The sequence below is a fragment of the Arthrobacter sp. 49Tsu3.1M3 genome (assembly GCF_900168135.1).
In the GTDB taxonomy this organism is placed as follows: Bacteria; Actinomycetota; Actinomycetes; order Actinomycetales; family Micrococcaceae; genus Arthrobacter.
Genome location: NZ_FUZD01000012.1, coordinates 1228 through 27746 on the forward strand (window position 1 = coordinate 1228; position 26519 = coordinate 27746).

At 67.8% G+C, this 26519-nt stretch carries 23 protein-coding genes; 16 read left to right on the top strand and 7 right to left on the bottom strand.

The features are described 5' to 3' along the window. The 12 genes from B5X90_RS13360 to B5X90_RS13415 form a co-directional block, all read left to right on the top strand. Nucleotides 1–1419, top strand: a 1419-nt coding sequence (locus tag B5X90_RS13360) for a hypothetical protein (RefSeq protein ID WP_256860226.1), incomplete at its 5' end; no start/stop codon positions are given. A gap of 4 nt (nucleotides 1420–1423) precedes the next feature. Continuing rightward, nucleotides 1424–2413, top strand: coding sequence for an HAD-IIA family hydrolase (locus B5X90_RS13365; protein ID WP_079553814.1), 990 nt, complete (start codon nucleotides 1424–1426; stop codon nucleotides 2411–2413). A gap of 9 nt (nucleotides 2414–2422) precedes the next feature. Then, nucleotides 2423–2761, top strand: coding sequence for a hypothetical protein (locus B5X90_RS13370; protein ID WP_079553816.1), 339 nt, complete (start codon nucleotides 2423–2425; stop codon nucleotides 2759–2761). Next, a complete protein-coding gene (locus B5X90_RS13375) occupies nucleotides 2758–3570 on the top strand; it encodes a TlyA family RNA methyltransferase (protein WP_079553818.1) in 813 nt (270 codons plus the stop codon). The genes B5X90_RS13370 and B5X90_RS13375 overlap by 4 nt, the downstream gene beginning before the upstream one ends. 22 nt (nucleotides 3571–3592) lie before the next feature. Then, complete coding sequence (locus B5X90_RS13380; protein WP_026538753.1) at nucleotides 3593–4618, top strand: NAD kinase; 1026 nt, start codon at nucleotides 3593–3595, stop codon at nucleotides 4616–4618. Nucleotides 4619–4621: 3 nt separating this feature from the next. After that, a complete protein-coding gene (recN, locus tag B5X90_RS13385) occupies nucleotides 4622–6358 on the top strand; it encodes a DNA repair protein RecN (protein ID WP_079553820.1) in 1737 nt (578 codons plus the stop codon). Between the two features lie 100 nt (nucleotides 6359–6458). After that, on the top strand, nucleotides 6459–8252 hold the full coding sequence (locus tag B5X90_RS13390; protein ID WP_079553822.1) for a CTP synthase: 1794 nt from the start codon (nucleotides 6459–6461) through the stop codon (nucleotides 8250–8252). A gap of 27 nt (nucleotides 8253–8279) precedes the next feature. Then, nucleotides 8280–8942: an NUDIX domain-containing protein gene (locus B5X90_RS13395; RefSeq protein ID WP_079553824.1), complete on the top strand. Its 663-nt coding sequence runs from the start codon at nucleotides 8280–8282 to the stop codon at nucleotides 8940–8942. Between the two features lie 89 nt (nucleotides 8943–9031). Continuing rightward, on the top strand, nucleotides 9032–9982 hold the full coding sequence (xerD, locus tag B5X90_RS13400; protein WP_079553992.1) for a site-specific tyrosine recombinase XerD: 951 nt from the start codon (nucleotides 9032–9034) through the stop codon (nucleotides 9980–9982). A 110-nt stretch (nucleotides 9983–10092) separates the two neighbouring features. Beyond that, nucleotides 10093–10614 carry an RNA polymerase sigma factor gene (locus B5X90_RS13405; RefSeq protein ID WP_079553826.1) on the top strand — a complete coding sequence of 174 codons (522 nt, stop codon included), beginning with the start codon at nucleotides 10093–10095 and terminating at the stop codon, nucleotides 10612–10614. A 386-nt stretch (nucleotides 10615–11000) separates the two neighbouring features. Further along, nucleotides 11001–11387 carry a hypothetical protein gene (locus B5X90_RS13410; protein WP_079553829.1) on the top strand — a complete coding sequence of 129 codons (387 nt, stop codon included), beginning with the start codon at nucleotides 11001–11003 and terminating at the stop codon, nucleotides 11385–11387. Nucleotides 11388–11422: 35 nt separating this feature from the next. Then, nucleotides 11423–11905 (top strand): 8-oxo-dGTP diphosphatase, encoded by a 483-nt coding sequence (locus B5X90_RS13415; RefSeq protein ID WP_079553831.1) that lies wholly within the window; start codon nucleotides 11423–11425, stop codon nucleotides 11903–11905. 93 nt (nucleotides 11906–11998) lie between these two features. Here the strand turns inward: B5X90_RS13415 and B5X90_RS13420 are convergent, their stop codons facing one another. The 4 genes from B5X90_RS13420 to B5X90_RS13435 all read right to left on the bottom strand — a co-directional run bounded on the left by B5X90_RS13420 (nucleotide 11999) and on the right by B5X90_RS13435 (nucleotide 16275). After that, a complete protein-coding gene (locus B5X90_RS13420; RefSeq protein WP_028277410.1) occupies nucleotides 11999–13138 on the bottom strand; it encodes a bifunctional 2-methylcitrate synthase/citrate synthase in 1140 nt (379 codons plus the stop codon). A gap of 62 nt (nucleotides 13139–13200) precedes the next feature. Continuing rightward, nucleotides 13201–14103: a methylisocitrate lyase gene (gene prpB, locus B5X90_RS13425; protein ID WP_028277409.1), complete on the bottom strand. Its 903-nt coding sequence runs from the start codon at nucleotides 14101–14103 to the stop codon at nucleotides 13201–13203. Continuing rightward, complete coding sequence (locus tag B5X90_RS13430; RefSeq protein ID WP_079553833.1) at nucleotides 14103–15623, bottom strand: MmgE/PrpD family protein; 1521 nt, start codon at nucleotides 15621–15623, stop codon at nucleotides 14103–14105. Before B5X90_RS13430 ends, prpB begins: the two co-directional genes overlap by 1 nt. Continuing rightward, nucleotides 15616–16275 (bottom strand): GntR family transcriptional regulator, encoded by a 660-nt coding sequence (locus tag B5X90_RS13435; RefSeq protein WP_079553835.1) that lies wholly within the window; start codon nucleotides 16273–16275, stop codon nucleotides 15616–15618. The genes B5X90_RS13430 and B5X90_RS13435 overlap by 8 nt, the downstream gene beginning before the upstream one ends. A 187-nt stretch (nucleotides 16276–16462) precedes the next feature. On the opposite strand from B5X90_RS13435, the gene B5X90_RS13440 reads away from it, so the two are divergent. After that, nucleotides 16463–18373, top strand: a complete 1911-nt coding sequence (locus tag B5X90_RS13440; protein WP_079553837.1) for an AMP-binding protein — start codon at nucleotides 16463–16465, stop codon at nucleotides 18371–18373. An 18-nt stretch (nucleotides 18374–18391) separates the two neighbouring features. Here the strand turns inward: B5X90_RS13440 and B5X90_RS13445 are convergent, their stop codons facing one another. After that, nucleotides 18392–19330 carry a LysR family transcriptional regulator gene (locus tag B5X90_RS13445; protein ID WP_079553995.1) on the bottom strand — a complete coding sequence of 313 codons (939 nt, stop codon included), beginning with the start codon at nucleotides 19328–19330 and terminating at the stop codon, nucleotides 18392–18394. Between the two features lie 241 nt (nucleotides 19331–19571). Here B5X90_RS13445 and B5X90_RS13450 point away from each other — a divergent pair, with 241 nt between their 5' ends. Both B5X90_RS13450 and B5X90_RS13455 read left to right on the top strand, forming a co-directional pair. Further along, nucleotides 19572–20690: a PrpF domain-containing protein gene (locus tag B5X90_RS13450; protein WP_079553839.1), complete on the top strand. Its 1119-nt coding sequence runs from the start codon at nucleotides 19572–19574 to the stop codon at nucleotides 20688–20690. Nucleotides 20691–20700: 10 nt separating this feature from the next. Next, complete coding sequence (locus tag B5X90_RS13455; protein ID WP_079553842.1) at nucleotides 20701–22149, top strand: SLC13 family permease; 1449 nt, start codon at nucleotides 20701–20703, stop codon at nucleotides 22147–22149. A gap of 338 nt (nucleotides 22150–22487) precedes the next feature. Here B5X90_RS13455 and B5X90_RS13460 read toward each other — a convergent pair whose 3' ends face one another. Together B5X90_RS13460 and B5X90_RS13465 are read right to left on the bottom strand one after the other, a co-directional pair. Further along, nucleotides 22488–23207: a response regulator gene (locus B5X90_RS13460; RefSeq protein WP_079553844.1), complete on the bottom strand. Its 720-nt coding sequence runs from the start codon at nucleotides 23205–23207 to the stop codon at nucleotides 22488–22490. Next, nucleotides 23204–24922, bottom strand: a complete 1719-nt coding sequence (locus B5X90_RS13465; protein ID WP_079553846.1) for a sensor histidine kinase — start codon at nucleotides 24920–24922, stop codon at nucleotides 23204–23206. The genes B5X90_RS13460 and B5X90_RS13465 overlap by 4 nt, the downstream gene beginning before the upstream one ends. Before the next feature lie 137 nt (nucleotides 24923–25059). Here B5X90_RS13465 and B5X90_RS13470 point away from each other — a divergent pair, with 137 nt between their 5' ends. Next, nucleotides 25060–26433 carry a cation:dicarboxylate symporter family transporter gene (locus B5X90_RS13470; protein WP_079553849.1) on the top strand — a complete coding sequence of 458 codons (1374 nt, stop codon included), beginning with the start codon at nucleotides 25060–25062 and terminating at the stop codon, nucleotides 26431–26433. Nucleotides 26434–26519: the final 86 nt, after the last annotated feature.

Genomic DNA, 26519 nt, shown 5'->3' on the forward strand with positions numbered 1-26519 from the left:
GAAGGCGGCGGACAGCGCAGCTTTGGTGGCGACAGCCGCCCGTCCTATGGTGACCGCAAGCCGTACAGCGGCGGCGGCGACCGCGACCGTAAGCCCTATGGCGATCGTGCCCCGCGTGAAGGCGGCGGACAGCGCAGCTTCGGCGGCGGTGGCGATCGTGACCGCAAGCCGTACAGCGGCGGCGAGAACCGTAAGCCCTTCGGCACCCGCGAGGATCGTCCCGCACGGGGCTTCGACCGTGGCGACTCAGGCCCGCGCCAGTACGGACGCGACCGCCCCGAGGACCGTCCGGTTCGCGTGCCCAATGCCCGCGACCTCCGCAGCGCCAATCGCCCGGACCGGGAGCGTTCACCTCAGATCGACGAGGACGTCACGGGCAAGGAGCTCGACCGCGCCACGCAGCACCAGATCAAGACCCTCGAAGGCACCAGCGCCGAATGGGTGGCCCGCCACCTCGTCATGGCCGGACGGCTCCTGGACGAAGAACCTGAGCTTGCCTTCCAGCATGCCCTGGCAGCCAGCCGCCGCGGCGGACGCCTCGCATCCGTCCGCGAAGCTGTCGGCCTGACGGCCTACGCAGCCGGCCACTATGGTGAAGCCCTCCGGGAATTCCGGACTTACCGCCGGATCAGTGGCTCCAACATGCACCTGCCGGTCATGGCCGACTGCGAACGCGGCCTTGGCCGCCCTGACCGTGCCCTGGACATGGCCCGGTCCGACGAAGCCAAGGATCTCGACGCCCCCGGCAAGGTGGAACTGGCCATCGTCGCAGCCGGGGCCCGCACCGACCTCGGGCAGCTCGACGCCGCGGTTTCCGAACTGGAAATCCCGCAGCTGGACATCAACCGCGCCTTTTCCTACAGCCCCCGGCTGTTCCGTGCGTACGCTGACGCGCTGACGGCAGCCGGCCGCGCTGCCGAAGCCGGCAAATGGCAGCGCCAGGCCACTGTGGCAGAAAACGCGCTGGGCCTCGGGGCTGACGAGGAACCCGACATCATCGATCTCGGCTGGGACGAGGAAGAAGAAGCCCGCGAGGAGGAACGGCAGCGCCGCCTCCGGGCGCAGGAGCATGCCGACACGCACGCCGGAACCGAAGAGCGAGCACCGCGTGCCGCCGGTGCCGCTGCCGCGGCAGAAGCCACCGGCGCCGCAGCCGGAGTGGCCGGCCTGAACGCGGGCGGTGAGCTCGCCAGCGACGACGGTGCCGACGACGCTGAAGCTGATTACTTCGAGTCTGACGACGCCGAGTCCGACTTGGATTCAGTGGAAACCGACGTGCTCGACAATGCTGATGACGAAGCCGATGACGAAGGCGATAACGAAGCCATCGACGAGGACGACCTGGAACTGAACGATGACGCGGACCAGGAACTCTCCAACGACTCGGAGCAGGCCCAGCGCGAAAGTGTGGAGGACTAATCGCATGACGGGTACCGCCCTGATCTCCACCTTTGATGCCCTGCTCTCCGACCTCGACGGCGTTGTCTATGCCGGTCCCAACGCCATTCCCGGGGCCGTCGAGTCGCTGCGCCGGCTGGCCGGGGTCGGCGTCGGGCTGGGCTACGTCACCAACAACGCATCCCGGTCTCCGGCACAGGTGGCCCAACACCTGCGCGATCTCGGCGCCCCCGCCGAGGACCACCAGGTGGTGAGTTCCTCGCAGGCAGCGGCAGCGCTGCTGGCGTCGCTGCTGCCGGCCGGGGCACACGTGCTGATCACGGGCAGTCCCGCACTCGCCCAGGAAATTGAACTGGTCGGCCTGGTTCCCGTCCGCGGCGCGGAGGATGACCCCGTCGCCGTCGTGCAGGGCTTCAGCCCGGAACTTGGCTGGAAAGACCTCGCCGAGGCGTCGTACGTCGTCGCCGGCGGCGCCCTGTGGGTGGCCACCAACACGGACTGGTCCATTCCCCAGGCGCGAGGAATTGCCCCCGGCAACGGAACGCTCGTCGCAGCCGTGGCAGCCGCGACCGGAAAGAGCCCGATCGTGGCCGGCAAACCCGAGGCCCCACTGTTCCACACTGCCGCCAAGCGGCTGGCGGCGGACCGGCCGCTGGTCGTCGGTGACCGCCTGGACACCGACATCCTGGGCGGCAACAACGCCGGTTTCGCCACCGTCGCTGTGCTGACCGGAGTGGACACACGGGAATCGATCCTCGCCGCACGGTCTGTGGAACGCCCCGATTTCCTGATCAATGATTTGACCGGCCTGTACGCGCCATACCCTGCCGTAGAGCACGACGCCGGGCGGTTCCGTAGCGGCACGGCCTCGGCGATCGTGCGGGGGCAGTCGGTCCACATCAGCGGCGACCCGGCCGATCTCGATTCGTGGCGTGCCGCCTGTTCGGCCTGGTGGGCCGCAAACCCCGAGGCGACCAGCGCACGGGCTCCGGTCCTCGAGTGGTCCGATCACTAGGCTGGACACATGAGCGAGCTACACCAGGAACGGGACCAGGCCTCGAACGAACAGCCGGCTGAGGCGCCGACCCCTGCGGCCGACGTCGCCTGGCCCGAGCTGCCGTCGCAGCAGCTCCCGGCGGAGCTGTCCGGGCACGCGGCACCAGAGCACGCCGCAGCAGTCCTGGATCCGGCCGTCAACGCTGTCCTGGACCGCCTCGCGGCCGTGCGGCAAATGCCTGTGTCCGCGCACGGCGAAGTCTATGCGGGCCTGCATGATGCCCTGCTGGAGGCCCTGAACGAAGACGTGGCCGGCCACGCCGGCGTGGCGCGCCGTATCCATGCCGCGGGGAACGGGGGATCGTGAGCCGGCTTGACCAGGCACTCGTCAGCCGGGGGCTCGCCAGGTCCCGGACCCATGCCGCCCGGCTCATTGCCGAGGGCAAGGTGAGCTCCGGCGGCGAGGTCCTCGCCAAGGCGTCCCTGCAGGTGACGGATGACGCCGCGCTGGACGTCACGGCCTCGGCCGAGGACGGCTACGTCAGCCGCGCCGGGCACAAACTGGCCGGGGCGCTGGATGCCTTTCCCGCCGTCGACGTCGCCGGCAAACGGTGCCTCGACGCCGGCGCCTCCACCGGCGGGTTCACCGATGTGCTGCTGCGGCGCGGTGCGGCCCACGTGGTGGCCGTCGACGTCGGACACGGCCAGCTGGTGCCGGAAATCCGGAATGACCCCAGGGTTTCCGTGCATGAAGGCCTCAACGTCCGCTACATGGCCGCCGCGGACATCGGCGGACCGGCCGCTCTGACGGTGGCTGACCTGTCCTTCATCTCGCTGACCCTTGTGGTGGCGCCACTCGCGGCCTGCACCCTGCCCGGCGGCGACCTCGTCCTCATGGTCAAGCCACAGTTCGAGATCGGCAAGGACCGGCTGGGCCGGACCGGCGTGGTCACCTCGGAACGCGAACGCCGGCTCGCGGTGGGCAAGGTGGCTGCCGCCGCCGTGGATGCGGGCCTGGTCCTGGCGGGCCTCGCCCAGAGCCCGCTGCCCGGCCAGGACGGCAATGTCGAATACTTCCTGTGGATAAAACGCGCGATGTCGGAAGTCCCGCCTAAGATCGAGGAGCGGGACGCAGCTGTTGCTGCGTTGCTCGGAACAATCTGGCCGAACCACTAGTACCACCAGAAGGCGGAACCTGATGAGCAGGCGTGTCCTGATCCTGGCCCACACAGGGCGCGAGGAGTCCCTCAAGGCTGCCTGGGAAGCGTGCGCCCTGCTGCACGAATCCGGCCTGGTCCCCGTGCTGCAGGAGAACGAGCTCGGCGACATGGTCCGCTTCTTCGGCCGGCTCGACCACCCGGTCGAGGTCCTTCACGACCACGTGAAGCTGCCCGAGGTGGAACTCGTCATGGTCCTCGGCGGGGACGGCACCATCCTCCGTGCCGCCGAACTGGTCCGCGAAGTCGACGTGCCGCTGCTTGGAGTGAACCTTGGCCACGTGGGGTTCCTGGCCGAAAGCGAACGGGCCGACCTCGCCCAGACCGTCGAGTGGATCGCCAGCCGTGACTACACGGTGGAAGAGCGCATGACGATCGACGTCCAGGTCTGGGTCCGCGGCCAGAAGATCTGGCACACCTGGGCCCTGAATGAGGCCGCGATCGAAAAAGGCAACCGGGAACGGATGCTGGAGGTGGTCACCGAAGTCGACGAACGCCCCCTGACCTCATTCGGCTGCGACGGCGTGGTCCTGGCCACGCCCACAGGCTCCACGGCCTACGCGTTTTCCGCCGGCGGTCCGGTGGTGTGGCCCGAGGTCGAGGCCCTCCTGATCGTGCCGATCAGCGCCCATGCCCTCTTCGCGAAGCCGCTCGTGGTCTCGCCGCGGTCCCGGCTCGCCGTCGAAATCCTGAACCGCACCGATGCCCAGGGCGTCCTCTGGTGCGACGGCCGCCGCTCGGTGGATCTGCCGCCCGGCGCGCGCGTCGAAGTGACCCGCTCCGCGACGCCCGTCCGGCTGGCCAGGACGCACCAGACCCCCTTCTCCGGCAGGCTCGTGCGCAAATTCCAGCTCCCCATCCAGGGCTGGCGCGGCCCCGTGCCCCAAACCCGGGCCATCCACACCGGCCCCCTCCCGATCATCCGCACCCCCCGTCCCATGCCGCCGCTTCCCTCGCCGCGCCACGAGGGAACTGCCGACGGGCCCGACCCCTCGACTGCGAAGTGAACCATGCTTGAAGAACTGCGTATCCGCGACCTCGGCGTCATCACCGACGCCACCCTGCCGCTGGGCCCGGGCCTCAGCGTGGTGACCGGTGAAACCGGTGCCGGCAAGACCATGGTGGTGACCGCCGTCGGGCTGCTCCTCGGCGCCAGATCCGACGCCGGCGCCGTCCGCAGCGGCGCGAAGAGCGCCTCGGCGGAGGCTGTGCTGAAGCTCGACGCCGGCCACGCTGCCGTTGCGCGGTCCAGGGAAGCCGGGGCCGAGGTAGAGGAGTTCGACGGCGGTGTGGAACTGCTGCTGGCCCGCAGCGTCGGAGCCGACGGCCGCAGCCGGGCCTATCTGGGCGGACGCGCCGCGCCGGTGGGGGTGCTGGCCGAAATCGGCGAAACACTTGTGGTGGTGCACGGCCAGTCGGACCAGATCCGACTCAAGAGCCCGGTGGCGCAACGCGGTGCCCTGGACAAATTCGCGGGCGAGAGCCTTGCGGGCGCACTTGCCGCATATCAGGACCTCTACACGCACTGGCATGCCAGCCAGGGCGAGCTGGACTCCTTGCGCAGTGCCGCGCGTGAACGCCTCCGCGAGGCCGAGTCGCTGCACGTTGCCCTGGCCGAGATCGACGCCGTGGACCCGCAGCCGGGGGAGGACGAGGCCCTCAAGGCCGAGGCCGTGAAACTGGCCAACGTAGAGGAACTGCGGATCGCGGCCAGCACCGCCCACCAGGCGCTCATCGCCGAGGACTTCGGTGAAGAAGCCGACGCCACCACCCTCGTGGACGCTGCCAAACGCACCCTGGAGCACGTTGCCGAACACGACGGTGAGCTGGGCTCTGCCGCGGCGCGCCTGGCCGAGGTCGGTTTCCTGCTCAACGACATCGCCGCTGAACTCGCCAGCTACCAGGCCGCCCTGGACACGGAGGGCCCGGAACGGCTCGCCGAAATCGAGGACCGCCGGGCCGCGCTGGCCAAGCTGGTCCGCAAGTACGCGCCGAGCATTGACGAGGTGCTGGTCTGGGCGGAGGAAGCCCGGGCCCGGCACGAGGAACTTCAGGACGACTCCACCCGGATCGAGGCGCTGGACGCCGAGGTCGCCCGGGCTGAAACCGAGCTCCGGAAGAAGGCCACCGGGATCAGCAAGGCCCGCACCAAGGCCGCCAAGGACCTCTCCGCGCGGGTCAGCGCGGAGCTCACAGCCCTCGCCATGGCCGATGCCACCCTGATCATCAATGTGGAGCCCGCAGGCCAGCTGGGACCCTTCGGTGCCGATGAGATCTCCTTCCTGCTTCAGCCGCACTCCGGCGCGCCGGCCCGGCCGCTGGGCAAAGGCGCCTCGGGCGGTGAACTCTCCCGCGTCATGCTCGCCATTGAGGTGGTGCTTGCTGCCGTCGATCCCGTCCCGACGTTTGTCTTCGACGAGGTCGACGCCGGCGTCGGCGGCCGCGCCGCCGTCGAGATCGGGCGCCGGCTGGCGATGCTGGCCCAGCACGTTCAGGTCCTCGTGGTGACCCACCTGCCGCAGGTGGCCGCGTTCGCGAACCAGCACATCAGGGTCACCAAGACCTCCGTGCGGGGCGCTGACGGGGCTACCGCCACCGGCTTCACCTCCAGCGACGTGCAGTTGCTGGACGAGGCCGACCGCGTCCGCGAACTGGCCCGCATGCTGGCCGGCCAAGAGGACTCCGAATCAGCCCAGGCCCACGCCCAGGAGCTGCTGGACGACGCCAAACTCCTCCCGCAAAGCTAGGCGGGCCCGAAAGGACCTCCGCAGGGACTCCCGCAAGGACCGCTGCTGGGACAACAATCACATCGGGATCCCGCCAAGGAACCCGTGGAAGGCCGAATTGATGATAAGCTCAAACCCCGTGGTGCAGCGATCAAACTCTCGTGTAAATTCCCGGTTTCCGGGCTCGTCCAAGACGACCAAACACATCTTCGTCACCGGTGGTGTAGCGTCCTCGCTCGGTAAGGGACTGACGGCTTCGAGCCTCGGCCACCTCCTGCGGGCACGCGGTCTGTCTGTAACAATGCAAAAGCTCGATCCCTATTTGAATGTGGATCCGGGCACGATGAACCCCTTCCAGCACGGCGAAGTCTTCGTCACTGACGACGGCGCCGAGACGGACCTGGACATCGGCCACTATGAGCGCTTCCTCGATGAAAACCTCGAAGGATCGGCCAACGTCACAACCGGCCAGGTCTACTCGACCGTCATCGCGAAGGAACGCCGCGGCGAATACCTCGGCGACACCGTCCAGGTCATCCCGCACATCACCGATGAGATCAAGCGGCGCATGCGGCTTCCCGCCGAGGGCAAGAACGCCCCCGACGTCATCATCACCGAAATCGGCGGCACGGTGGGCGACATCGAGTCCCAGCCGTTCCTCGAATCCGCCCGCCAGGTCCGCCAGGACATCGGCCGCGGAAATGTGTTCTTCCTCCACGTGTCCCTCGTGCCGTACATCGGCCCGTCGCAGGAGCTGAAGACCAAGCCGACGCAGCACTCCGTTGCCGCGCTGCGCTCCATCGGCATCCAGCCGGAGGCAATCGTGATCCGGTCGGACCGCGAAGTCCCGCAGCCGATGCGCGACAAGATCGGCCGCATGTGCGACGTCGACATCGACGCCGTGATCGGCTGCCCCGACGCCCCGAGCATCTACGACATCCCCAAGACCCTGCACTCCCAGGGCCTGGATTCGTACATCGTCCGCGCCCTGGACCTGCCGTTCAAGGACGTGGACTGGACCAGCTGGGACAAGCTGCTCGACGCCGTCCACAACCCGAAGCACGAAGTTGAGATCGCGCTCGTTGGCAAGTACATCGACCTGCCGGACGCCTACCTGTCCGTCACGGAGGCCCTGCGCGCCGGCGGCTTCGCCAACGACACCAAGGTCAAGATCCGCTGGGTCCCCTCGGACGAATGCGAAACCCGCGAGGGCGCCGTGCAGTCCCTGGCCGGCGTCGACGCCATCTGCGTTCCCGGCGGCTTCGGCATCCGCGGCCTGGAAGGCAAACTCGGCGCCCTGAAGTATGCCCGCGAAACCAAGCTCCCGGTCCTGGGCCTGTGCCTTGGCCTGCAGTGCATGGTGATCGAGTACGCCCGCAACGTGGTCGGCCTCGAGGGAGCGTCCTCGTCCGAGTTCGAGCCGGACTCCAAGTACCCCGTCATCGCCACGATGGAAGAGCAGCTGGACATCGTTGACGGCAAGGGCGACCTCGGCGGCACCATGCGCCTGGGCCTGTACGAAGCCAAGCTCGACGAAGGCTCCGTCGTCGCAGAGACCTACGGCGCCACGAAGGTCAGCGAACGGCACCGGCACCGCTACGAGGTCAACAACAAGTACCGCGACCAGATCGCCGCCAAGGGCCTGTCGTTCTCCGGAACCTCGCCCGATGGCAAGCTGGTCGAGTTCGTGGAACTTCCCCGCGACGTCCACCCGTACTACGTGGCCACGCAGGCGCACCCCGAGCTGAGCTCGCGGCCCACGCGCCCGCATCCGCTGTTCGCGGGCTTGATTGAGGCTGCCCTTGGCCACCAGCGGGCCGGCGACGCCGCGCCCGCTGCAAGCAGCAGCCCCAGTGCAAAGGCCGAAGCCCCGGCACCTGCGCCCAAGCCCTCGTCGGCAGCAGTGTCCAAGTAATTTCCAACTGAATCAAAGGACGGCGCGATGCCCGGTATGTCTGAGACCCCCAATGCTGCACGGCAGGTTTCGGATGAGCCGAGCCCGCGCCGTCTTTTGTCGTCCCGGAAGGTGTACGAAGGCAGGATCTGGGACGTCGTCAGCGACAGCTTCCAGCTCAACGACGACGGCGACACCCTGGTCCGGGACTACATCGACCATCCCGGCGCGGTGGCGGTTCTCCCGATGAACGACGACGGCGACGTGCTGCTGCTCCGGCAGTACCGGCACCCCGTCGGCATGGACCTCTGGGAGATCCCCGCCGGGCTGCTTGACGTCGAGGGGGAGGGCTTCGTCGTCGGGGCTGCCCGCGAACTGGCCGAGGAAGCGGACCTCGTCGCGGACCGCTGGAACGTGCTGGCGGACTTCTTCAATTCCCCGGGTTCCTCCAGCGAGGCCATCCGCATCTACCTGGCCCGCGGCTTGAGTGAGGTGCCGGGACACGAGCGGCACGTCCGCACCGACGAGGAAGCCGAAATCGAACTGCGCTGGACCCCGCTGGACGAGGCCGTGCAGGCGGTCCTTGACGGACGCCTGCACAACCCGTCCGCCGTCGTCGGGGTGCTGGCCGCTGCCGCCGCCCGCGCGGGCAACTTCGAAAGCCTCCGCCCGGCCGACGCGCCCTGGCCCGCCCATCCCAGCCAACGCTAGTGGAACCGCTGATTGCCGAACCGCCGGCCCCGGCCCAACTTCCGGCCCCGGCGCAGGCAGCCGTTCCCGAGCGTCCGCCCGCACGGCCGTTGACGGCGATCGACCGCGCAATCACTGATTACCTGCAGCACATGGGCGTGGAGCGGGGCCTCGCGGCCAACACGCTCTCCGCCTACCGGCGGGACCTGGCCCGCTACGCCAGGCACCTGGCCCACGCGGGCCGGGAACGACCCGCGGAGATCACCCGGCACGACGTCACCGCCTTCGTGCAGGCGCTCTCCGACGGGTCCGACGGCGGCTCCGCCCTGGGCATCCGCTCGGCGGCCCGGACGGTGGTGGCCGTGCGCGGACTCCACAAGTTCTGGGCCCTCGAAGGCGTCACGTCCACCGACCCCGCCAGCGACGTCCATCCGCCCATGCCCGGCAAGCGGCTGCCCAAGGCCATCAGCGTCGATGAGGTTACCCGGATCCTCGAGGCGGCCGGCACGGACACGGCAACCGGCCTGCGCGACCGCGCGCTGCTCGAATTCCTCTATTCCACCGGTGCCCGCATCAGCGAAGCCGTGGGCCTGGACGTAGACGACATCTCCCTGCAGACCTCCGGCGGGTCCGATGCCGGCGACGGGCCCGCGATCGTCAGGCTCTTCGGCAAGGGCTCCAAGGAACGCCTCGTCCCGCTCGGCTCCTATGGGGCACGCGCCCTGGACGCCTACCTCGTCCGCGGCCGGCCCCTGCTGGCCGCCAAGGGCAAGGGCACCCCTGCCCTGTTCCTCAACGCCCGCGGCGGCAGGATCAGCCGGCAAAGCGCCTGGACCATTTTGAAGGCCGCGGCCGACAAGGCCCACATCACCAAGGACGTTTCGCCGCACACGCTGCGGCACTCCTTCGCCACCCACCTGCTCGAGGGCGGCGCCGACGTCCGGGTGGTGCAGGAGCTGCTGGGGCACGCCTCGGTGACCACCACGCAGGTCTACACCCAGGTGACAGCCGATACGCTGCGGGAGATCTACGCAGCAGCGCACCCGCGCGCCCTGGGCTAAGGCAAAGTCCGTCCGGTTCCCGCACCGAGCCGGTTCCGGCAAACTTTTTTGCCGGCCCGTGTAAGAAAACGCCGTTCACTGGACACTTAGACATCAAGAAGAAGTCATCGATGTCCGGGGGAACCACCATGTTGGCTGCCAAAGAGCAAGCGTTCATTGATCTGCACACCCAACACTCCGCGCGGGTCTACCGCTACATTGCCTGCCGTATCAGTGACAGGCACCGCGCCGAGGAACTGGCTGCGGACGTCTTCAGAATTGCCTGGGAGAAAGAGCTGGCGGAACCGCCCGGCATTGGCTGGCTGTTGGCAACGGCCCGGAATGTGCTCGGCAATGAGTACAAGGGCCGCCGTCGCCGCCAGGAGCTTGTCGAAAGGCTGAAAGACGATGCCCGCAGCCAAATCCCCGAGTCAAACGATGAAGAACGAACCGCCGTGGCAGAGGTGCTGGTGCAGCTCAGGGAGCGGGACCGCGAGGTCCTCATGCTCAGCTACTGGGACGAGCTGACCATCGCTGAACTGGCGCAGACGCTGGGATGTTCGTCATCCGCCGCTGCGGTTCGCCTGCACCGGGCACGCCGGGCGTTCGCGAAAGCTGCCCCCTCACATCTCCTGGCCGAACGGAAGGACTAGCCATGGACCGCATCGAACAGCTCATGAGGGATGCAAAACCTCGGGTGGGAGCGCCGGGAGCAGAGCCCGGAAGCGACTCTGCCCGCTCAATCGTATTTTCCACGGATCCGAATGTCGTCCTTTTGGCAGGGCGCACTCCTGCACGACGCAAGGGCGTGCGGGCTGCGGCCGCGACTGTACTGGCCGCTGCAGCCGTCGTTGGCGCGGTGGTTGTCGGCGGCAATCTGATGCCGCAACCAGCACCCGGGCCGGCCCAGACGGGCATCCCGGCCCCGACTGTCTCCGCCAGCCCATCGCCGTCATCCCCAACCCCGTCCACTGCCGCCCCGTCCCCCACAGCGAGTGCCGCAGCCGCAGCCTTGAGCACCGGCGGCGTCGCATGCACCATGGCGAACGTCGACCAGCAGCGCAATGACCAGCAGCGGGCAATCCAACCGATTCCCGCCGCCGAGCAGGCCTACCACACGGTGCTGGGCTGTGCCGATGGCTGGCTCGCGTACTCCACCTCCGATGAAGGGGTCCGGGCGCTCCAGCTCGACGGCGGCAATGCGTGGTATCACATTGCCAAATTGCAGAACGGGCGCTTCCTGTGCGACTTCCGGCAGGAATGGTCCAGCGTCTTCACCTGGAAGTTCCAGGCTCTGAACAATGATGTCTCGCAAAACGGGCAGCAACTCACCCCGCAGCAGGCCATGGACAAAGAATTCGCGGACAAGGGGATTCCAGTCGAACTGAGGCCGCAGCTTGTCGGCGACGGCCCGGCCGCCGGATAGCGCCGGCAGCCTGCGGCGGCTATAGGGTTGAACACATGAAGCTCACGCCAGTCACTCTCTGCTTCCCGCTCCGTGACGCGGAGACCGGCACCGAGGTGCTGCTGGGTATGAAAAGGACCGGCTTTGGCATCGGGAAAATCGTGGGAATCGGCGGCCACGTGGAGCCGGGGGAGAGCGACGCCGAGGCCGTGGTCCGCGAGGTCTGGGAAGAAGCCGGCATCATAGTGCTCCAAGAGGACCTGGCCCACGCCGGCATTGTCGAGTTCATCTTTCCGGCCCGGCCCGACTGGAACATGTCGTGCCGGCTCTTCACCACCCGGCGATGGCACGGCGAACCCGCCGAGAGCCCGGAAATCACGCCCGAGTGGTTCGACTCCGCGTCGTTGCCGCTCGAGCGGATGTGGCAGGATGCGGGGCACTGGCTGCCCCCGGCGCTGGCAGGCGAAACGATCGACGTCGTCGTGGTCCTCAACGAGGACAACGAGACCGTCGCGTCGGTCCGGATCCCGCGGCGCTGAAGTCCGCGGGCAAACAGCGCGGGCCAGCCACCTGTTGACAGGTGGCCGGCCCGTGCCGGCTGTCCGGTCCCGTGCGTCCCGCAGGAAGCCCTGCTACGCCAGGTGCCGTTCCTCGACGCCGTTGTACTCGCTTAAGGGGCGGATCAGGGAGTTCGAATCCAGCTGCTCCATGATGTGCGCAGTCCAGCCGGTGATGCGGCTGGCGACGAACAGCGGGGTGAACGTGGCGGTGTCGAAGCCCATGAGGTGGTACGTGGGTCCGGTCGGGTAGTCGAGGTTCGGCTTGATCCCCTTGGCCTCGTCCATCGCCGTCTCGAGCCCGTTGTAGAGGCCCAGCAGCTCCGGCCGGCCATAGTGCGCGATCATCTTGTCCAGCGCCGACTTCATGGTGGGCACCCGGGAGTCGCCGTGCTTGTAGACGCGGTGGCCGAAGCCCATGACCTTCTTCTTGTGGGCCAGGGCGTCCTCCATCCAGGCCTTGGCCCGGACGTGGGCGTCCTCCAGGGACTCCTCCGGCCGGATGCCGATCTCGTCAAAGGTGTGCATGACGGCCTCGTTGGCACCGCCGTGCAGCGAGCCCTTGAGGGCCCCGATGGCGCCGGTCACGGCTGAATGCAGGTCCGAGAGCGTGGAGGTGATTACCCGGGCCGTGAAGGTCGAGGCATTGAAGGAGTGCTCGGCGTACAAAATCATGGAGACATTGAACGCGTCGACTACTTCGGGGACGGCTTCCTCGCCAAACGTCATCCAGAGGAAGTTGGCGTCGTAGCCCAGATCCTCGCGGGGTTCCACCACGTCCTGGCCGTGCCGGCGCCGCTGGTCGTAGGCCACCACGGCCGGCATCGCGGCGAACAGATCAATGGCCTTGGCCAGGTTGGCTTCGCGCGAGGCGTCCTCGGCGAGCGGGTGCCGGGCCCCCAACACCGACGTGGCAGTCCGGCAGACATCCATGGGGTGCGCGGTGGTGGGCAGCGCGTCTATCACCTGTTTGACGACCGGATCCAGGGCACGCCCGGCGCGTTCCCGGGCGGTGAACTCCGCCAGCTGCTCCGCGTCGGGCAGCTCGCCGTTCCAAAGCAGGTACGCGACTTCCTCGAAGCTGCACTTGGCGGCCAGTTCCTGCACAGGGTAGCCGCGGTACAGCAGTGAGTTCGTGTCCGGGTTGACCTTGGAGACCGCAGTGTAGTCCACCACGACGCCGGCGAGGCCCTTTTTAATGTCCTGTTCAGCCATGCTGAAACTCCTTTGTTCCTAACGCCTGTATACCGGCACGTGCCGGAGGTTCTATGCGGGGCTTACTTACCGGGGATCTGGAAATTAAAGACTCCGGTATCGAAACGGTTGTAAGCCTCGTAATCAACGAGATCGTACAAACGCGCACGGGTCAGCATGCTTCCAACCTGTGCCTCCTGGGTTCCGTCGGCCTTAATCGATTCCAGAGTACGCTCCGCAGCGCCCATGGCACTACGGAGCAGCGTCACCGGATAAATGACCATATTGACCCCGACGCCGGCCAGCTCCTCCACGGTGAACAAGGCACTCTGGCCGAATTCGGTCATGTTGGCCAGGATCGGAACGTCGACGGCGTCGCGGATGGCCTGGAATTCGGCCAGATCCTTCATCGCCTCCGGGAAAATCGCGTCCGCGCCGGCCTCCACGAGCGCTTTGGCGCGCTCCTGGGCGGCCTCGAGCCCGTCCGTGGCGCGGATGTCGGTCCGGGCCATGATCAGGAAGTTCGGGTCGCGGCGGGCGTCGGCCGCGGCCCGGATCCGCTTGGTGGCGGTCTCCAGGTCCACGACGTTCTTCCCGTCGAGGTGGCCGCAGCGCTTGGGGTTGAACTGGTCCTCGATGTGGCAGCCGGCCAGGCCGGCGTTCTCGAGCTCCTGGACGGACCGGGCCACGTTCATGGGCTCGCCGAAGCCGGTATCGGCGTCGACAATTGCCGGCAGGTCCGTCATCCGGGCGATCTGCCCGGCGCGGGTGGCCACCTCCGTGAGGGTGGTCAGCCCGATGTCCGGCAGGCCCAGGTCATTGGCGAGGACGGCGCCGGAAATGTACACCCCGGCGAAGCCCTTCTCCTCGATCAGCCGCGCCGAGAGCGGGTTGAACGCGCCGGGGAACTGGGCGATGGTGCCGGAGGCGAGGATTTCGCGGAACCGGATCCGCTTCTGCTCCGGTGTGACCTTCGAATACAACATTAGAAGAGTCCCTTCGGGGCGCCGGCGAGGTCGATCACGCCGTCGGCGGCCTGGATGTTCAGCTGGTCCAGCTCGCCGGCGGCGAGCTCGGGGAGCCGCGCGGCGGCGGCGAGGAAGCGCTCGATCTCCTCGTCGGCCACCAGGCCGGCGGCGAGGGTGCGGAACTTGTTGACGTACTGCTCCCGGGCGAACGGCCGGGCGCCCAGCGGGTGGGCATCGGCAACGGCGATGTCATCGGTGATGACCGTGCCGTCCTTGAGCGTGATTTCCACGGTGCCGCCGAAGGCCTTCTCGGCGATGTCCAGGGAGTGGTAGCGGCGGGTCCATTCCGGGTCCTCGACCGTGGTGACCTTGTGCCAGAGTTCCACGGTGTCCGGGCGGGCGGCGCGTTCCGGGGCGTAGGAGTCCACGTGGTGCCAGGTCCCGTCCTGCAGCGCGACCGTGAAAATGTACGGGATCGAGTGGTCCAGCGTCTCGCGGCTGGCCGTGGGATCGTACTTCTGCGGGTCGTTGGCGCCCGAGCCGATCACGTAGTGGGTGTGGTGGCTGGTCTTGATCAGCACGGACTCGACGTTGGCCGGGTCCGTGACCTCGGGATGTTCGCCGTTGAGCCTGCGCGCGAGGTCGATCCACGCCTGGGCCTGGTATTCGGCCGAGTGTTCCTTGGTGTAGGTGTCCATGATGGCCCGCTTGGCCTCGCCGGCCTCAGGCAGCGGCACGGTGTAGGAGGCGTCCGGGCCATCCAGCATCCAGGCGATCACGCCGTCTTCGCCCTCGTAGATCGGCACGGGGGAGGTCTGGCCGCGCATCGCACGGTCCGCGGATTCGACGGCCATCTTGCCGGCGAACGCGGGGGCGTGTGCCTTCCAGGTGGAGATTTCGCCCTTACGGGACTGCCGGGTGGCGGTGGTGGTGTGCAGCGCCTGGCCGACCGACTGGAAGATGGTCTCGACGTCGAGGCCCAGCAGGGTCCCGATGCCGGCGGCGGCGGACGGGCCGAGGTGGGCCACGTGGTCGATCTTGTGCTTGTGCAGGCAGATGGCCTTGACCAGGTTGACCTGGATCTCGTAGCCGGTGGCGATGCCGCGGACCAGGTCCCGGCCGCTGGAACCGACGTGCTGGGCGACGGCCAGGATCGGGGGGATGTTGTCACCCGGGTGCGAGTAGTCCGCGGCCAGGAAGGTGTCGTGGTAGTCGAGTTCACGGACTGCGACGCCGTTGGCCCAGGCGGCCCATTCGGGGGAGACGCGTTCCTCGATGCCGAAGACCTTGGCGCCCTTGCCGCCGGTGCTGGGGCCGTGGGTGAGGGCCTGGGCCCGGGCCGCGACGATCGGGGCTCGGTTCAGCGAGGCGACCGCCACCGAGGCGTTGTCGATAATCCGGTTGATCACCATGTCGGTGACCTCATCGGTGACTTCCGCCGGATCCGCGGCGACCTTGGCGATCTTGTAGGCAAGCTGGTCCTCGCGGCCCAGGTTTTCCTCGCTCTTGTATACGCGGACGTGGTGTTCCTTAACCATGGTGCTCCCTTTGCTGAGGTGTATGCGTGGCTTTGACGTGCGAAAGACTGCGGTGCAGGTGAAGCGTGGTGGCGGCCTCGGCCAGGTGCGGGTTGCCGGCGGCGATCGCCTCGGCGATGGCCGCGTGCTCGGCGGCCGCGGCAGTGAGCCGTGCGGCGTCGTCGGCGGCCAGGCGGCGGACGCGCACGAGGTGGACGCGCAGGCTGCGCATGGCCTGGACGAGGTACGCGTTGGAGATGGCGGCATCGATGGCCGCGTCCAGCCGTCCGACCAGTCCGTAGTAGTCGTGCAGGGCCGGATCCTGTCCGCCGATCAGTTCCGGGGCCCGGAGCAGTTCGCGCCGCAACGCATCGAAGGTTGCGGGGTCGCCGCGTTCGGCGGCCAGGGCGGCGGCCCGGCCCTCGAGGGTCTCGCGCAGTTCGAACAGTTCGTCGATGTCGTCCAGGGAAATGTCGGTGACGACGACGCCGCGCCCGCCCGCCGTCGTCGTCAGCCCTTCGGCCGTGAGCCGGCTCAGGGCCTCCCGCAGCGGGGTGCGGGAGATGCCGAGGCGCGCCGACTGTTCCACCTCCGCAAGCACGGTTCCGGGCAGGAGGCGCCATTCGATGATGTCGTCGCGCAGGGCCGCGTAGGCCTTGTCGCTGGCGCGCATCCTGCCTCCTTCGGCGATGGCTTTGTCGGGATGAAACATCATCAGTGTATACACGCATCGGTCATTTGCCCAGCAAATGCCACCTGAAGTGCATAAATGGCCGAGTTGTGTATACATGGCCCTTGTACCGCCGGTCCGCCCCGGCTTACCATGGCAGCATCACAACGTCGTGGACAGGATGTACGTCATGGTCACCAAGAGCTACCAGGCCGCCTACGAACGGAGCCTGGAACATCCCGCAGAGTTCTGGCTGGAGGCCGCGGAAGGGATCTCGTGGCAGACGCCACCGCGGCAGGCCCTCGATGCGGGCCGGGCGCCCCTCTATGACTGGTTTCCGGACGGGGTCCTGAACACGTCGTACAACGCCCTCGACCGGCACGTCGCGCAAGGCAGGAGTGAGCAGGACGCCCTGGTCTACGACTCCGCGATGTTGGGCATCCGGCAGAGCTATACCTACGCGGAACTGACGGACCTCGTGGCCCGGTTCGCCGGTGTCCTGCGCCGCAGCGGCGTCGGCAAGGGCGACCGTGTGGTGATTTACATGCCGATGATCCCCGAGGCTGCGATTGCGATGCTGGCCACCGCACGGCTCGGCGCCGTGCACTCGGTCGTCTTCGGCGGGTTTGCGCCCAAGGAACTTGCCGCCCGCATCCGCGACGCAGCCCCCGCGGCGGTGGTGACGGCGTCCGGCGGCATCGAGCCGTCGCGCCGGATTGAGTACCTGCCCGCCGTCGACGAGGCCCTCAGCATCGCCGGCGCCGCCGAAACCCCGGTGCTGGTCAAGGCCAGGGACGGCTTCGCCTCGACGGTGGCCTCCATGGCGGCCGAGCACCCCGGATGGCTCGACTGGGACACCCAGATGGCCTCCGCCGAGGCGGCCGCGCCGGTGGACGTCAAGGCGACGGACCCGCTGTACATCCTCTACACCTCGGGCACCACCGGCTCGCCCAAGGGCGTGGTGCGGGACAACGGCGGCCACGCCGTGGCCCTGAAATGGACCATGGAAAACCTCTACGACGTCGGTCCCGGCGACGTCATGTGGACCGCCTCGGATGTCGGCTGGGTTGTGGGCCACTCCTACATCGTCTACGGGCCGCTGCTGGCCGGCGCCACCACGGTGCTCTACGAAGGCAAGCCGGTGGGGACGCCCGACGCCGGCGCGTTCTGGCGGGTCATCCAGGACCACAAAGTCAACGTGCTGTTCACCGCGCCCACCGCGCTGCGGGCCATCCGCAAGGCCGACCCAGAGGGCCGGTTCCTGGACAAGTACGACATTGCCAGCCTGCGGACCCTGTTCGCGGCCGGCGAGCGGCTGGACACCGATACCTTCCACTGGGCCTCCCGGGTGCTCGGTGTTCCGGTGGTCGACCACTGGTGGCAGACGGAGACGGGCTGGGCCATCTGCGCCAACCCCCGCGGCTTCGGCGGGCTGCCGATCAAGGCCGGCTCGCCGAGCGTCCCGATGCCCGGCTTCCGGCTCAACGTCGTCGACGGCGCGGGCGGGGACGTCGAGGCTGGCACGGAAGGCAACATCGTCCTGGGCCTGCCGCTGCCGCCGGGCACCCTGACCACGCTCTGGCGCAACGACGACCGCTACATTTCCTCCTACCTGCAGGCGTTTGAGGGCTACTACGCCACCGGCGACTCGGGCTACCGGGACGAGGACGGCTACGTCTTCGTCATGGGCCGCACGGATGACATCATCAACGTCGCCGGACACCGGCTCTCCACCGGCGCGATGGAACAGGTGATCGGCCAGCACCCGGCAGTTGCCGAATGCGCCGTGATCGGCCTCGCCGACGCGCTCAAGGGCCAGCGGCCCAGCGGCTACGTGGTCCTCAAATCCGGGGTGGACGTGCCGGAGGACGTCCTGGTCAAGGACCTGATCGCCCTGGTCCGGCGCGACATCGGGGCCGTGGCGGACTTCAAGCACGTCACCGTGGTGGACGCCCTGCCGAAGACCCGTTCGGGAAAGATCCTGCGCAAGACCATGCGCCAGATCGCCGACGGCGAGACCTACGTGGTGCCCTCCACGATCGAGGACGCCGGCGTGATCGACGCGCTGCTCGAAACCCTGCGCCCCTCCGCTACGGAGTGACCGGGGCGGCCTTGGGCCCTAGTGATAGTCGCCGGCCCGCTCGCGGGCGATTTCCAGCAGGGTGGAGTGGAAGGCCACCTCGGCCGGGGCGTAAACCTTGTCCTCCCGCTGCGCCAGCAGAATCCTCCGCAGCGGGGCGGCGGAACCCAGGCTCAGCACCTTCACGTCGGGATGCTGAAGCGCCACGGCGGTCTTGGGAACCATGGCCACGCCCATTCCCACGCTGACCATGGCCTGGGCCTCCTGGTAGTCGTTGGCCAGGAAGGCAATCTCCGGTTCGAAGCCGGCGTCGTGAGCGGAACGCTGCAGCACCTCCACGACGGGGTGGGCCTCGGCGCGCACGATCCAGGACTCGTTGCGCAGGTCCTCCATACTTACCTGCTCCCGCCCAGCGAGTGGGTGGCTGCGGGCCACCAGGATAACGGTGCTCTCCCGGAACACCTCGGTTACGCGGATGGAATCGTCCCGGAACGGATTCCAGGGGTAATCCCACAGCAGGCACAGACCCGTGACCCCGGACTGCAGATCTGCGACGAGTTCATCGAAGCGGGCGCTGCGCAACGAGAGGTTGATGGCCGGGTAGCGCTTTTTGAAGGTCCGGATGACGATGGGCAGGAAGGATCCGGCCAGGGTTGGGAATGTACCCACGCTCAGGGACCCGCGTCTGAGGCCGGCAATCTGGCCCAGGTCGGACCGGGCTGCCTGCATCTGCCAGACGATCTTGCGGGCGTGGCCGGCCAGAACCTGGCCCGCCTCGGTGGGCACCACCCCGCGGGAGCGACGGGTGAGCAGAGGCTGCCCCACCTCCTGTTCGAGCTTGCGCAGCTGCTGGGAGACGGCCGAGGGCGTATACATCATCAACTCGGCCGCCGCGGTGATGGACCCCTGCTCTACCACTTCCAGCAGAAGCGCCAGCCGCCTTATGTCGAACAGATCCTGGCCTTCGTCGTTAAGCAACACTTCACCCTTCTTCGCCTTTGGTTCATTCCCTGCCGGGACGGGGCCTCCATTGGGAACTTCGCGCCCTATTCCTGGCAACGGACGCTGAGGAGCTGCGGTACAACCCCCCATCGCTCTATGAGTTAAGCAATTCTACATCCCCCTGAAAAAATCCAACATTGTCTAAAATTGTGATCTGGCTCAATCTCTTTTCAGGTCCTCATTCACGTCTGAGGCACGAGGAGAAGCGGGAATCACCATGAAGATCGAAGCCCAATGGATGCGCGGAGGCACCAGCAAGTGCTGGGTGTTCGAAGCGGAGCATCTCCAGGCGGGAGGCACCAGCCTCGATGTGCTGCTGCCGCGGCTGTTCGGCAGCCCGGACCCGCGCCAGATCGACGGCGTCGGCGGCGCCACCTCGACCACCAGCAAGGCCGTGATCCTGCACCGGCCCGTCAGTGGCGACGTCGACGTTGAGTACACCTTTGCCCAAGTGGGTGTCGAAGAGGCCGCGGTGGACTGGGGCAGCAACTGCGGGAACGGCTCGGCGGTGGTGGGTCTGTACGCCATCGAGAAGGGCTGGGTGCTCCCAAACGGAGACGTCACCAGGATCGTCACCCGCAACACCAACACCAACCAAATCATCGTCCAGCGTGTGGCAACCCCTGCCGGAGCCCTGGCCTCCATTCCGGACGCCCGGATGCCAGGCGTACCCTTCCCCGGCTACGCTGTGGGGCTCGGCTTCCAGGACCCTGCCGGCAAGACCACCGGTGCGCTGCTGCCCACCGGAGCGGCCACCGACACCCTCACCGCCGGCGGAACCCGATGGACTGTATCGATGGTCGACGCCGGAGCGCCCGTGGTGATCGTCAACGCCGAAGAGCTGGGCCTGGACCCGGCCAGGTACGACGGCTGGCGCGCCGGAGTGGAGCTGCAGCTGGATACCCTGGAGCAGATCCGGCGGCAGGCGGCGGTGCGGATGGGGCTGGTCCGCACGACAGCCGAAGCGGCCCGGGCCATCCCCAAGCTCGCCGTTGTCGCCGCGCCCGCCCAGGCCGACCCCGCCTGCGACGCCAACGTCATGATGCTGTCCATGGGCAAGCCCCACCCGGCCCTGGCCATCACCGGCAGCATCGCCCTGACCCTGGCCGCCCGCACCCCCGGCACCGTGCTGCACACCATCACGGGCGAGTCCCTGGGGAGCACGCTCCGGCTCCGCACCCCCGCCGGGGTCATCGAGACCTGGAGCGAGGAGCACGACGGGACGCTCCTCGTAGGCGTCGACCGCACGGCCCGCACGATCGCCACAACCACCATCCATCTCCCCGAGGTCCCTGGCAGCGCCGTCGCTGCCTCCCTCGCGGGAGCCACCTGCTGAGGAGACCATCATGACCGAGACTGAGCACCGCACCGCTGTCGCTGCGGACGAGACCCGGGACAACGATGCCCCGCGGCCAACCCGCCGCCGCCGCCGAATCCTACTGGCGGCGGCCGCCGGGTTCGCTTTCCTGGCTTTGGTTGCGCTCGTGCTGGGGGGTGGTATCTTCAACCCTTCGGCCACCCCGCAACCGGAGCATCCCATGACCGCTGTCCAAATCATCCCGCTCGTCATCCTCGTCATAATGTTCATCGTCGCCACGAAATGGCCGCTGAACATCGGCGTGATGGGGTTGGTTGCCTCCTTCGGCGTGGGCTATTTCATGCTCGGAATGACGGACAAGCAGATCCTCGAAGAGTTCCCCGCGAGCATCGTCGTGACGATCATCGGAGTCACCTATTTCTTCAGCATGGCCCAGCGGAACGGCACCATCGACATCATCGTCCAGACCTGCGTGCGCCTCGTCAGGGGCAAGACCATGCTGCTTCCCTGGGTGTTCTTCCTGATCGCTGCTGCGCTCACGTCACTGGGCACCTTCTCACCGGCGGCCGTTGCGCTGCTGGCGCCGGCGGCCATTGGATTCGCCTACGAGTCCCGGATCCATCCCGTGCTGATGGGCGCATTCATCATCAACGGAGCCCACGCCGGCGGCTTTTCCCCGCTGTCTGTCGCCGGTGTGCTGGTGCACGATATCGCCCTAAAGAACGGATTTCCCGTCTCCCCGGGCGCACTCTTCATTGCAAGCTTCGCTCTTAATCTCATTCTCTCCGTGCTCACTATCGTGCTGTTCGCCCTCCTGGGCAAGCTGCGGGACGGCGACGGCGGCCAGCATGCCGACGTCGACACCGCCCTGACCAGCCGTCCTCACGGGCAACAGATCCTCACGCTGGCACTGATCGCGGTGATGCTCGTGTGCACCCTGGGGTTCCACCTGCCGATCGGCTTCGTGGCCCTCTCCGCCGGACTCCTGCTGGCGCTGGTCAACATCAGGGAACACCAAACGTTTATCGGCGGCGTCTCCTGGTCCACCGTCCTGCTGGTAGCCGGCATGATCACCTATGTCTCCCTGCTCCAGCATGTTGGCGTCATCGATACCCTCGCCGAGCAGGCTCTGGCACTGGGCGCCCCGCTGCTGGTGGCGCTCGTCCTCTGTTACGTCATTGGCGTCGGCTCAGCCTTCGCCTCCTCCACGGCGTTGTTGACCGCGTTCATTCCCTTGGCCGGCCCGCTTCTGGCTACCAGCTCGCTGAGCGCCTCAGGAACGGTCGCGGCGCTGGCAATCGCTGCCACGGTGGTGGATGTCTCGCCCTTCTCCACCGACGGGGCGCTGGTCGTCGCCAACGCCCGCGACAACGACAGGCAGCGGGTCTACCGGCAGCTGATGGCCTATGCCGGGGGAGTGGTGCTCGTAGCCCCGGCCCTCGCCTGGGTCCTGCTGGTTCCCACCGGCATCATGTAACCCCACGGCCACCGGCGACGCGGCTACCTCTGGCCAGGACGACCCCGCCGCATTGAATCAAGTCGTCGGTTGCGGCAAGCAACCACGAAGAAGGCCCGGACACAGCGTCCGCCGGCACCAGACCGCAGTGGGGCGGCGAATGATGATCACCCGGATCATCGCCTAATCGCAACGCGCGCCGCCCCAGTGCCCTGACACTTCAACAGCGGCCGCATGGCACTAAGCGTTTGCGATCATCCCGCCGCACGGAAACCGCCGGGACGACATTTCGTGGCAGTGTTTCCCGGAATGACCGGCAAGTGCCCCCCATGGACGGGAACGGGGGAGCGCGAGGAGGCCTAGGTCCGCGGCCGGTTCCAGCGGTACTCGTTCTCCGGCCGGCCGGGGGCGCCGTAGCGGGCGGCGCGGGTGACCGTTCCGGCGTCGGCGAGGTATTCGAGGTAGCGCCGGGCGGTGACCCGGGACATCCCGAGCGCCTCCATGACCTCGCTGGCAGACACCGCCTCGGCCTGCTGCTTGATGTAGTCCTTGACCGATTCCAGCGTGGACACGGCCAGGCCCTTGGGCAGCGACAGCTCGGACGGGGCACGGAGGCTGGCGAAGGCCTGGTCCACATCGCTTTGGGACGCCCGGGCCCCGGCCTCCCCGGCCAGGGGCGCTGCCAGCTGCTCGCGGAACAGCCGGTAGCTGGCGAGCTTGTCCGCAAAGGTTGCATAGGTGAACGGCTTGATCAGGTACTGGACCACGCCGGTGGCCACCGCGCTGCGGACAATGTTCAGTTCCCGCACCGCGGTGATGGCGATGATGTCCGCGAACAGTCCGGCCGCCCGCATCCGGCGTGCAATGTCCAGCCCGTGCAGGTCCGGGAGGTTCATGTCCAGCAGGACCAGCTCCACCGGATTGCCTGCCGCGGAGAATTCGGTGAGCAGGCGCAGAGCGGACTGGCCGTCGGGCGCGGAGCCTGCCAGGGTGAAACCGTCCAGCCTCTCGATGTAGGCGGCGTGCGCTGCGGCAGCGATGGGCTCGTCCTCGACGACGAGCACCCGGATCTCGCTCATGGTTGTCCCTCTGTAGTGACCGGCTGCGTAGTGACCGGCGGTGTTGTGACGGGCAGAGTGACGCGGAACAGCGCCCCGGCCGGGCTGGTGATTGTCATGGTACCGCCCAGCCGCTGCACCGCCTGGCGCACCAGGGCCAGTCCAAGGCCGCGTCCGAACGGTCCCGGGGCCTTGGTGCTGAAACCGTGCCGGAAGACGTCCTCCACGGCCGCGGGATCGATCCCGGGGCCGCTGTCCTCCACGGTAATCTCCAGGGCGGAGCCGGTGGTCTCGACGGTCAGCTCCACGAGCCTGGGTGCCGGCGCCTCGGCCGCGGCGTCGATGGCATTGTCCAGCAGGTTCCCCAGGATGGCCACGAGGTCCTGCACGGCCAGTCCGGTCACGGCGGTCGAACCGCTGGTATTGAGGGTCAGTTCGACGCCGCGTTCGTGTGCCTCGGCTGCCTTGCCCATGATCAGGGCGCCGAGCACGGGTTCCTCGATGGAGCTCACAATGTCATCCGTGAGCCGCTGGCTCAGTTCCAGGTCCTTGGTGGCGAAGTCCAGCGCCTCGGGGCCCCGGCCCAGTTCCATGAGCGAGACGATCGTGTGGAGCCGGTTGGCGTGCTCGTGGGTCTGGGCGCGGAGCGCGTCCGAGAGCGTGCGCATGGTTTCGAGTTCACTGCCCAGGGATTCGATCTCGGTACGGTCCCGGATGGTGGCGACCGTGCCATAAACAGGAGTGCCAGCGGCGGCGACGGACTCCGCTCCACGCTGGCGGGCGCCGGCAGATTCGGGTCCCACCGCGGGGCCCTGGTTGACTACCAGGATCCGCGAGCCGGTCAGGTGGATCTCATCCAGGGCGGTCCGCCCCGATTCGAAGAGCTCCTTGAGGCTGGGGGCCAGCGGCAACTCCGCGAGGGAGGGAGCCGCCTGGCGGCCGCCCCCCGCACCGCCGTCAGCGCCGGAGGTGGGGCCGCCGTCGGCGGACTGTTTCCTCAGCCCGAGCAGTTCGGCGGCCTGGTCGTTGTACATGACCACTTTGCCCTTGGGGTCGATGAGGATCACGCCCTCGCGCACCGAATGCAGCACCGATTCGTAGTACGCGAAGAGCTGGCCCAGCTCTTCCGGACCCCAGCCTCGGGTCACCCGGCGCAGGTACCGTCCCAGGAGCCAGGCCGCCGCCGACCCGCCGGCCAGCAGCGCCAGGCTGATGGCCAGCAGCGCCGGCAACCGGCCGGAGAGTGCGACGTCCACCGTCCGGACCGTCACGCCCGCCGCCACGAGCGCCCGGACCTTGCCGTCGGCATCCTTGACGGGGGCGATGGTGCGCACTGACGGGCCGAGGGTGCCGGCCATGACTTCGGTGAACACCTGGCCATGGAGGGCCGCGTCGATGGAACCGATGTACGGTTTGCCCAGTTCCTCATCGCGCGGGTGGGTCCAGCGCGTGCGGTCCGGGGCCATGATCGTGATGAAATCCGCGTCGGCGTCGTTCATGATCTTCAGGGCATACGGCTGCAGCAGGGCCGTGGGGTTGGCCGAGTCCGCCGCCGCCAGGACGAAGGGGGCGTCGGCGACGGTGGTGGCGATGCCTGCCATCCGGCGTCCGGCCTCGTCGTAGGCGTGATCGCGCGCGTCCACGAACACGGCCGTGCCAACGATGGCCGTCAGGGCCACCACGAACAGCAGGTTGGCCGCAAAGAGCCTGCGGGCGATGCTCCAGCGCCGGATCATCAACACCTTCCATGACCAATATGAACGCAAGGGTGATGCGCGTCACCTTCTCATCAATGATGGGGTTACACGCAAGAAGGACAAGAGCGGACCACAGCCAGGACCGCACCAAGTCCAGCCTATCCAAGGAGAACACCATGGCCTCTCAACGAGGAGAGTCAGCAGCACCGGCCGCCGCTCCGGCCAAGAAGCGCAAGGGACTGGACAAGTCCCACTACCTCTACATCGCAGTCATCGTCGCCGTGATTGCGGGTGCCGTCATTGGCCTGCTGTTCCCCGAGGTCGGCAAATCCCTCAAGCCGCTCGGCGACGGCTTCATCAAACTCATCAAGATGATGATTGCGCCCGTGATCTTCTGCACGATCGTGCTCGGCATCGGCTCCATCGCCAAGGCCGCCACGGTCGGCAAGGTCGGCGGCCTGGCGCTCGCCTACTTTGTGGTCATGTCCACTTTCGCCCTGGCGATCGGCCTCGTGGTCGGCAACCTGATCCACCCGGGCGAGGGCCTCAAGCTCGCACCCTATGATCCGAACAAGAAGGCGGCTGTGGACAGCACCGTTGACTTCCTGCTGGGCATCATCCCGGGCGACATTCCCGTGTTGCCGACTCTCCTCGCCGCGATCCTGGTCGGCTTCGCGCTGCAGAAGATGGGCCCGCAGGGAGCCCCGATCCTCAAGGCCGTCGGCTACGGCCAGGCCCTCGTCTTCCGCATCCTCATCATGATCATGTGGCTGGCTCCGGTCGGAGCCTTCGGCGCGATCGCCGCGGTGGTCGGTGCCACCGGCTTCCAGGCCATCATCAGCATGGCGACCCTCATGGGCGCCTTCTACATCACCTGCGCCCTGTTCATCGTCGTGGTCCTCGGCGGTTTGCTCAAGGCGGTCGCGGGCGTCAGCATCTTCCGGCTCATGAAGTACCTTGGCCGCGAATACCTGCTGATCTTCTCCACGTCCTCCTCCGAAGCCGCGCTGCCCCGTTTGATCGCGAAGATGGAACACCTCGGCGTGTCCAAGCCCGTCGTCGGCGTCACGGTCCCTACCGGGTACTCCTTCAACCTGGACGGGACCGCCATCTACCTGACTATGGCCGCACTGTTCGTCGCCAACGCCATGGGCACGCCGCTGGACCTTGGCGCGCAGGTTTCCCTGCTGGTCTTCATGATCATCGCCTCCAAGGGTGCCGCCGGCGTCACCGGCGCCGGCCTGGCCACGCTGGCCGCCGGACTCCAGGCGCACGCACCCCAACTGCTGGGCGGCGTGGGCATGATCGTCGGCATCGACCGGTTCATGTCCGAGGCGCGGGCCCTGACCAACTTCACCGGCAACGCCGTCGCCACGGTGCTGATCGGCACCTGGGTCAAGGAGATCGACGGCGAACGCGTGGACCGCGTCCTGGCCGGTGCCGAGCCGTTCAACGAAGAGACGATGCTGGCCGGCCACTCCGGCGCACAGGATGCCGAACAGCCGGTACAGCCCGCACAGCCGGCACAGCCGGTCCTGGCACACGCCTGAACCCACGCCTGAACCGGCCCGGCCGCGGCCGGACCGGACGCACTACCGCTCGATGACCCCAAGCGCCCGGCAGCCCAGCTGCCGGG

What these genes read in the sequence shown, in the direction of transcription:
- B5X90_RS13430 (WP_079553833.1), bottom strand. Translation starts at nt 15,623, where the DNA reads ATGGTTAAGGAACACCACGTCCGCGTATACAAGAGCGAGGAAAACCTG.
- B5X90_RS13405 (WP_079553826.1), top strand. Translation starts at nt 10,093, where the DNA reads ATGTCCGGGGGAACCACCATGTTGGCTGCCAAAGAGCAAGCGTTCATT.
- B5X90_RS13435 (WP_079553835.1), bottom strand. Translation starts at nt 16,275, where the DNA reads ATGCGCGCCAGCGACAAGGCCTACGCGGCCCTGCGCGACGACATCATC.
- B5X90_RS13420 (WP_028277410.1), bottom strand. Translation starts at nt 13,138, where the DNA reads ATGGCTGAACAGGACATTAAAAAGGGCCTCGCCGGCGTCGTGGTGGAC.
- B5X90_RS13465 (WP_079553846.1), bottom strand. Translation starts at nt 24,922, where the DNA reads ATGATCCGGCGCTGGAGCATCGCCCGCAGGCTCTTTGCGGCCAACCTG.
- prpB (WP_028277409.1), bottom strand. Translation starts at nt 14,103, where the DNA reads ATGTTGTATTCGAAGGTCACACCGGAGCAGAAGCGGATCCGGTTCCGC.
- B5X90_RS13415 (WP_079553831.1), top strand. Translation starts at nt 11,423, where the DNA reads ATGAAGCTCACGCCAGTCACTCTCTGCTTCCCGCTCCGTGACGCGGAG.
- B5X90_RS13455 (WP_079553842.1), top strand. Translation starts at nt 20,701, where the DNA reads ATGACCGAGACTGAGCACCGCACCGCTGTCGCTGCGGACGAGACCCGG.
- B5X90_RS13380 (WP_026538753.1), top strand. Translation starts at nt 3,593, where the DNA reads ATGAGCAGGCGTGTCCTGATCCTGGCCCACACAGGGCGCGAGGAGTCC.
- B5X90_RS13460 (WP_079553844.1), bottom strand. Translation starts at nt 23,207, where the DNA reads ATGAGCGAGATCCGGGTGCTCGTCGTCGAGGACGAGCCCATCGCTGCC.
- B5X90_RS13365 (WP_079553814.1), top strand. Translation starts at nt 1,424, where the DNA reads ATGACGGGTACCGCCCTGATCTCCACCTTTGATGCCCTGCTCTCCGAC.
- B5X90_RS13450 (WP_079553839.1), top strand. Translation starts at nt 19,572, where the DNA reads ATGAAGATCGAAGCCCAATGGATGCGCGGAGGCACCAGCAAGTGCTGG.
- B5X90_RS13410 (WP_079553829.1), top strand. Translation starts at nt 11,001, where the DNA reads ATGGCGAACGTCGACCAGCAGCGCAATGACCAGCAGCGGGCAATCCAA.
- B5X90_RS13390 (WP_079553822.1), top strand. Translation starts at nt 6,459, where the DNA reads ATGATAAGCTCAAACCCCGTGGTGCAGCGATCAAACTCTCGTGTAAAT.
- B5X90_RS13370 (WP_079553816.1), top strand. Translation starts at nt 2,423, where the DNA reads ATGAGCGAGCTACACCAGGAACGGGACCAGGCCTCGAACGAACAGCCG.
- B5X90_RS13470 (WP_079553849.1), top strand. Translation starts at nt 25,060, where the DNA reads ATGGCCTCTCAACGAGGAGAGTCAGCAGCACCGGCCGCCGCTCCGGCC.
- recN (WP_079553820.1), top strand. Translation starts at nt 4,622, where the DNA reads ATGCTTGAAGAACTGCGTATCCGCGACCTCGGCGTCATCACCGACGCC.
- B5X90_RS13440 (WP_079553837.1), top strand. Translation starts at nt 16,463, where the DNA reads ATGGTCACCAAGAGCTACCAGGCCGCCTACGAACGGAGCCTGGAACAT.
- B5X90_RS13395 (WP_079553824.1), top strand. Translation starts at nt 8,280, where the DNA reads ATGCCCGGTATGTCTGAGACCCCCAATGCTGCACGGCAGGTTTCGGAT.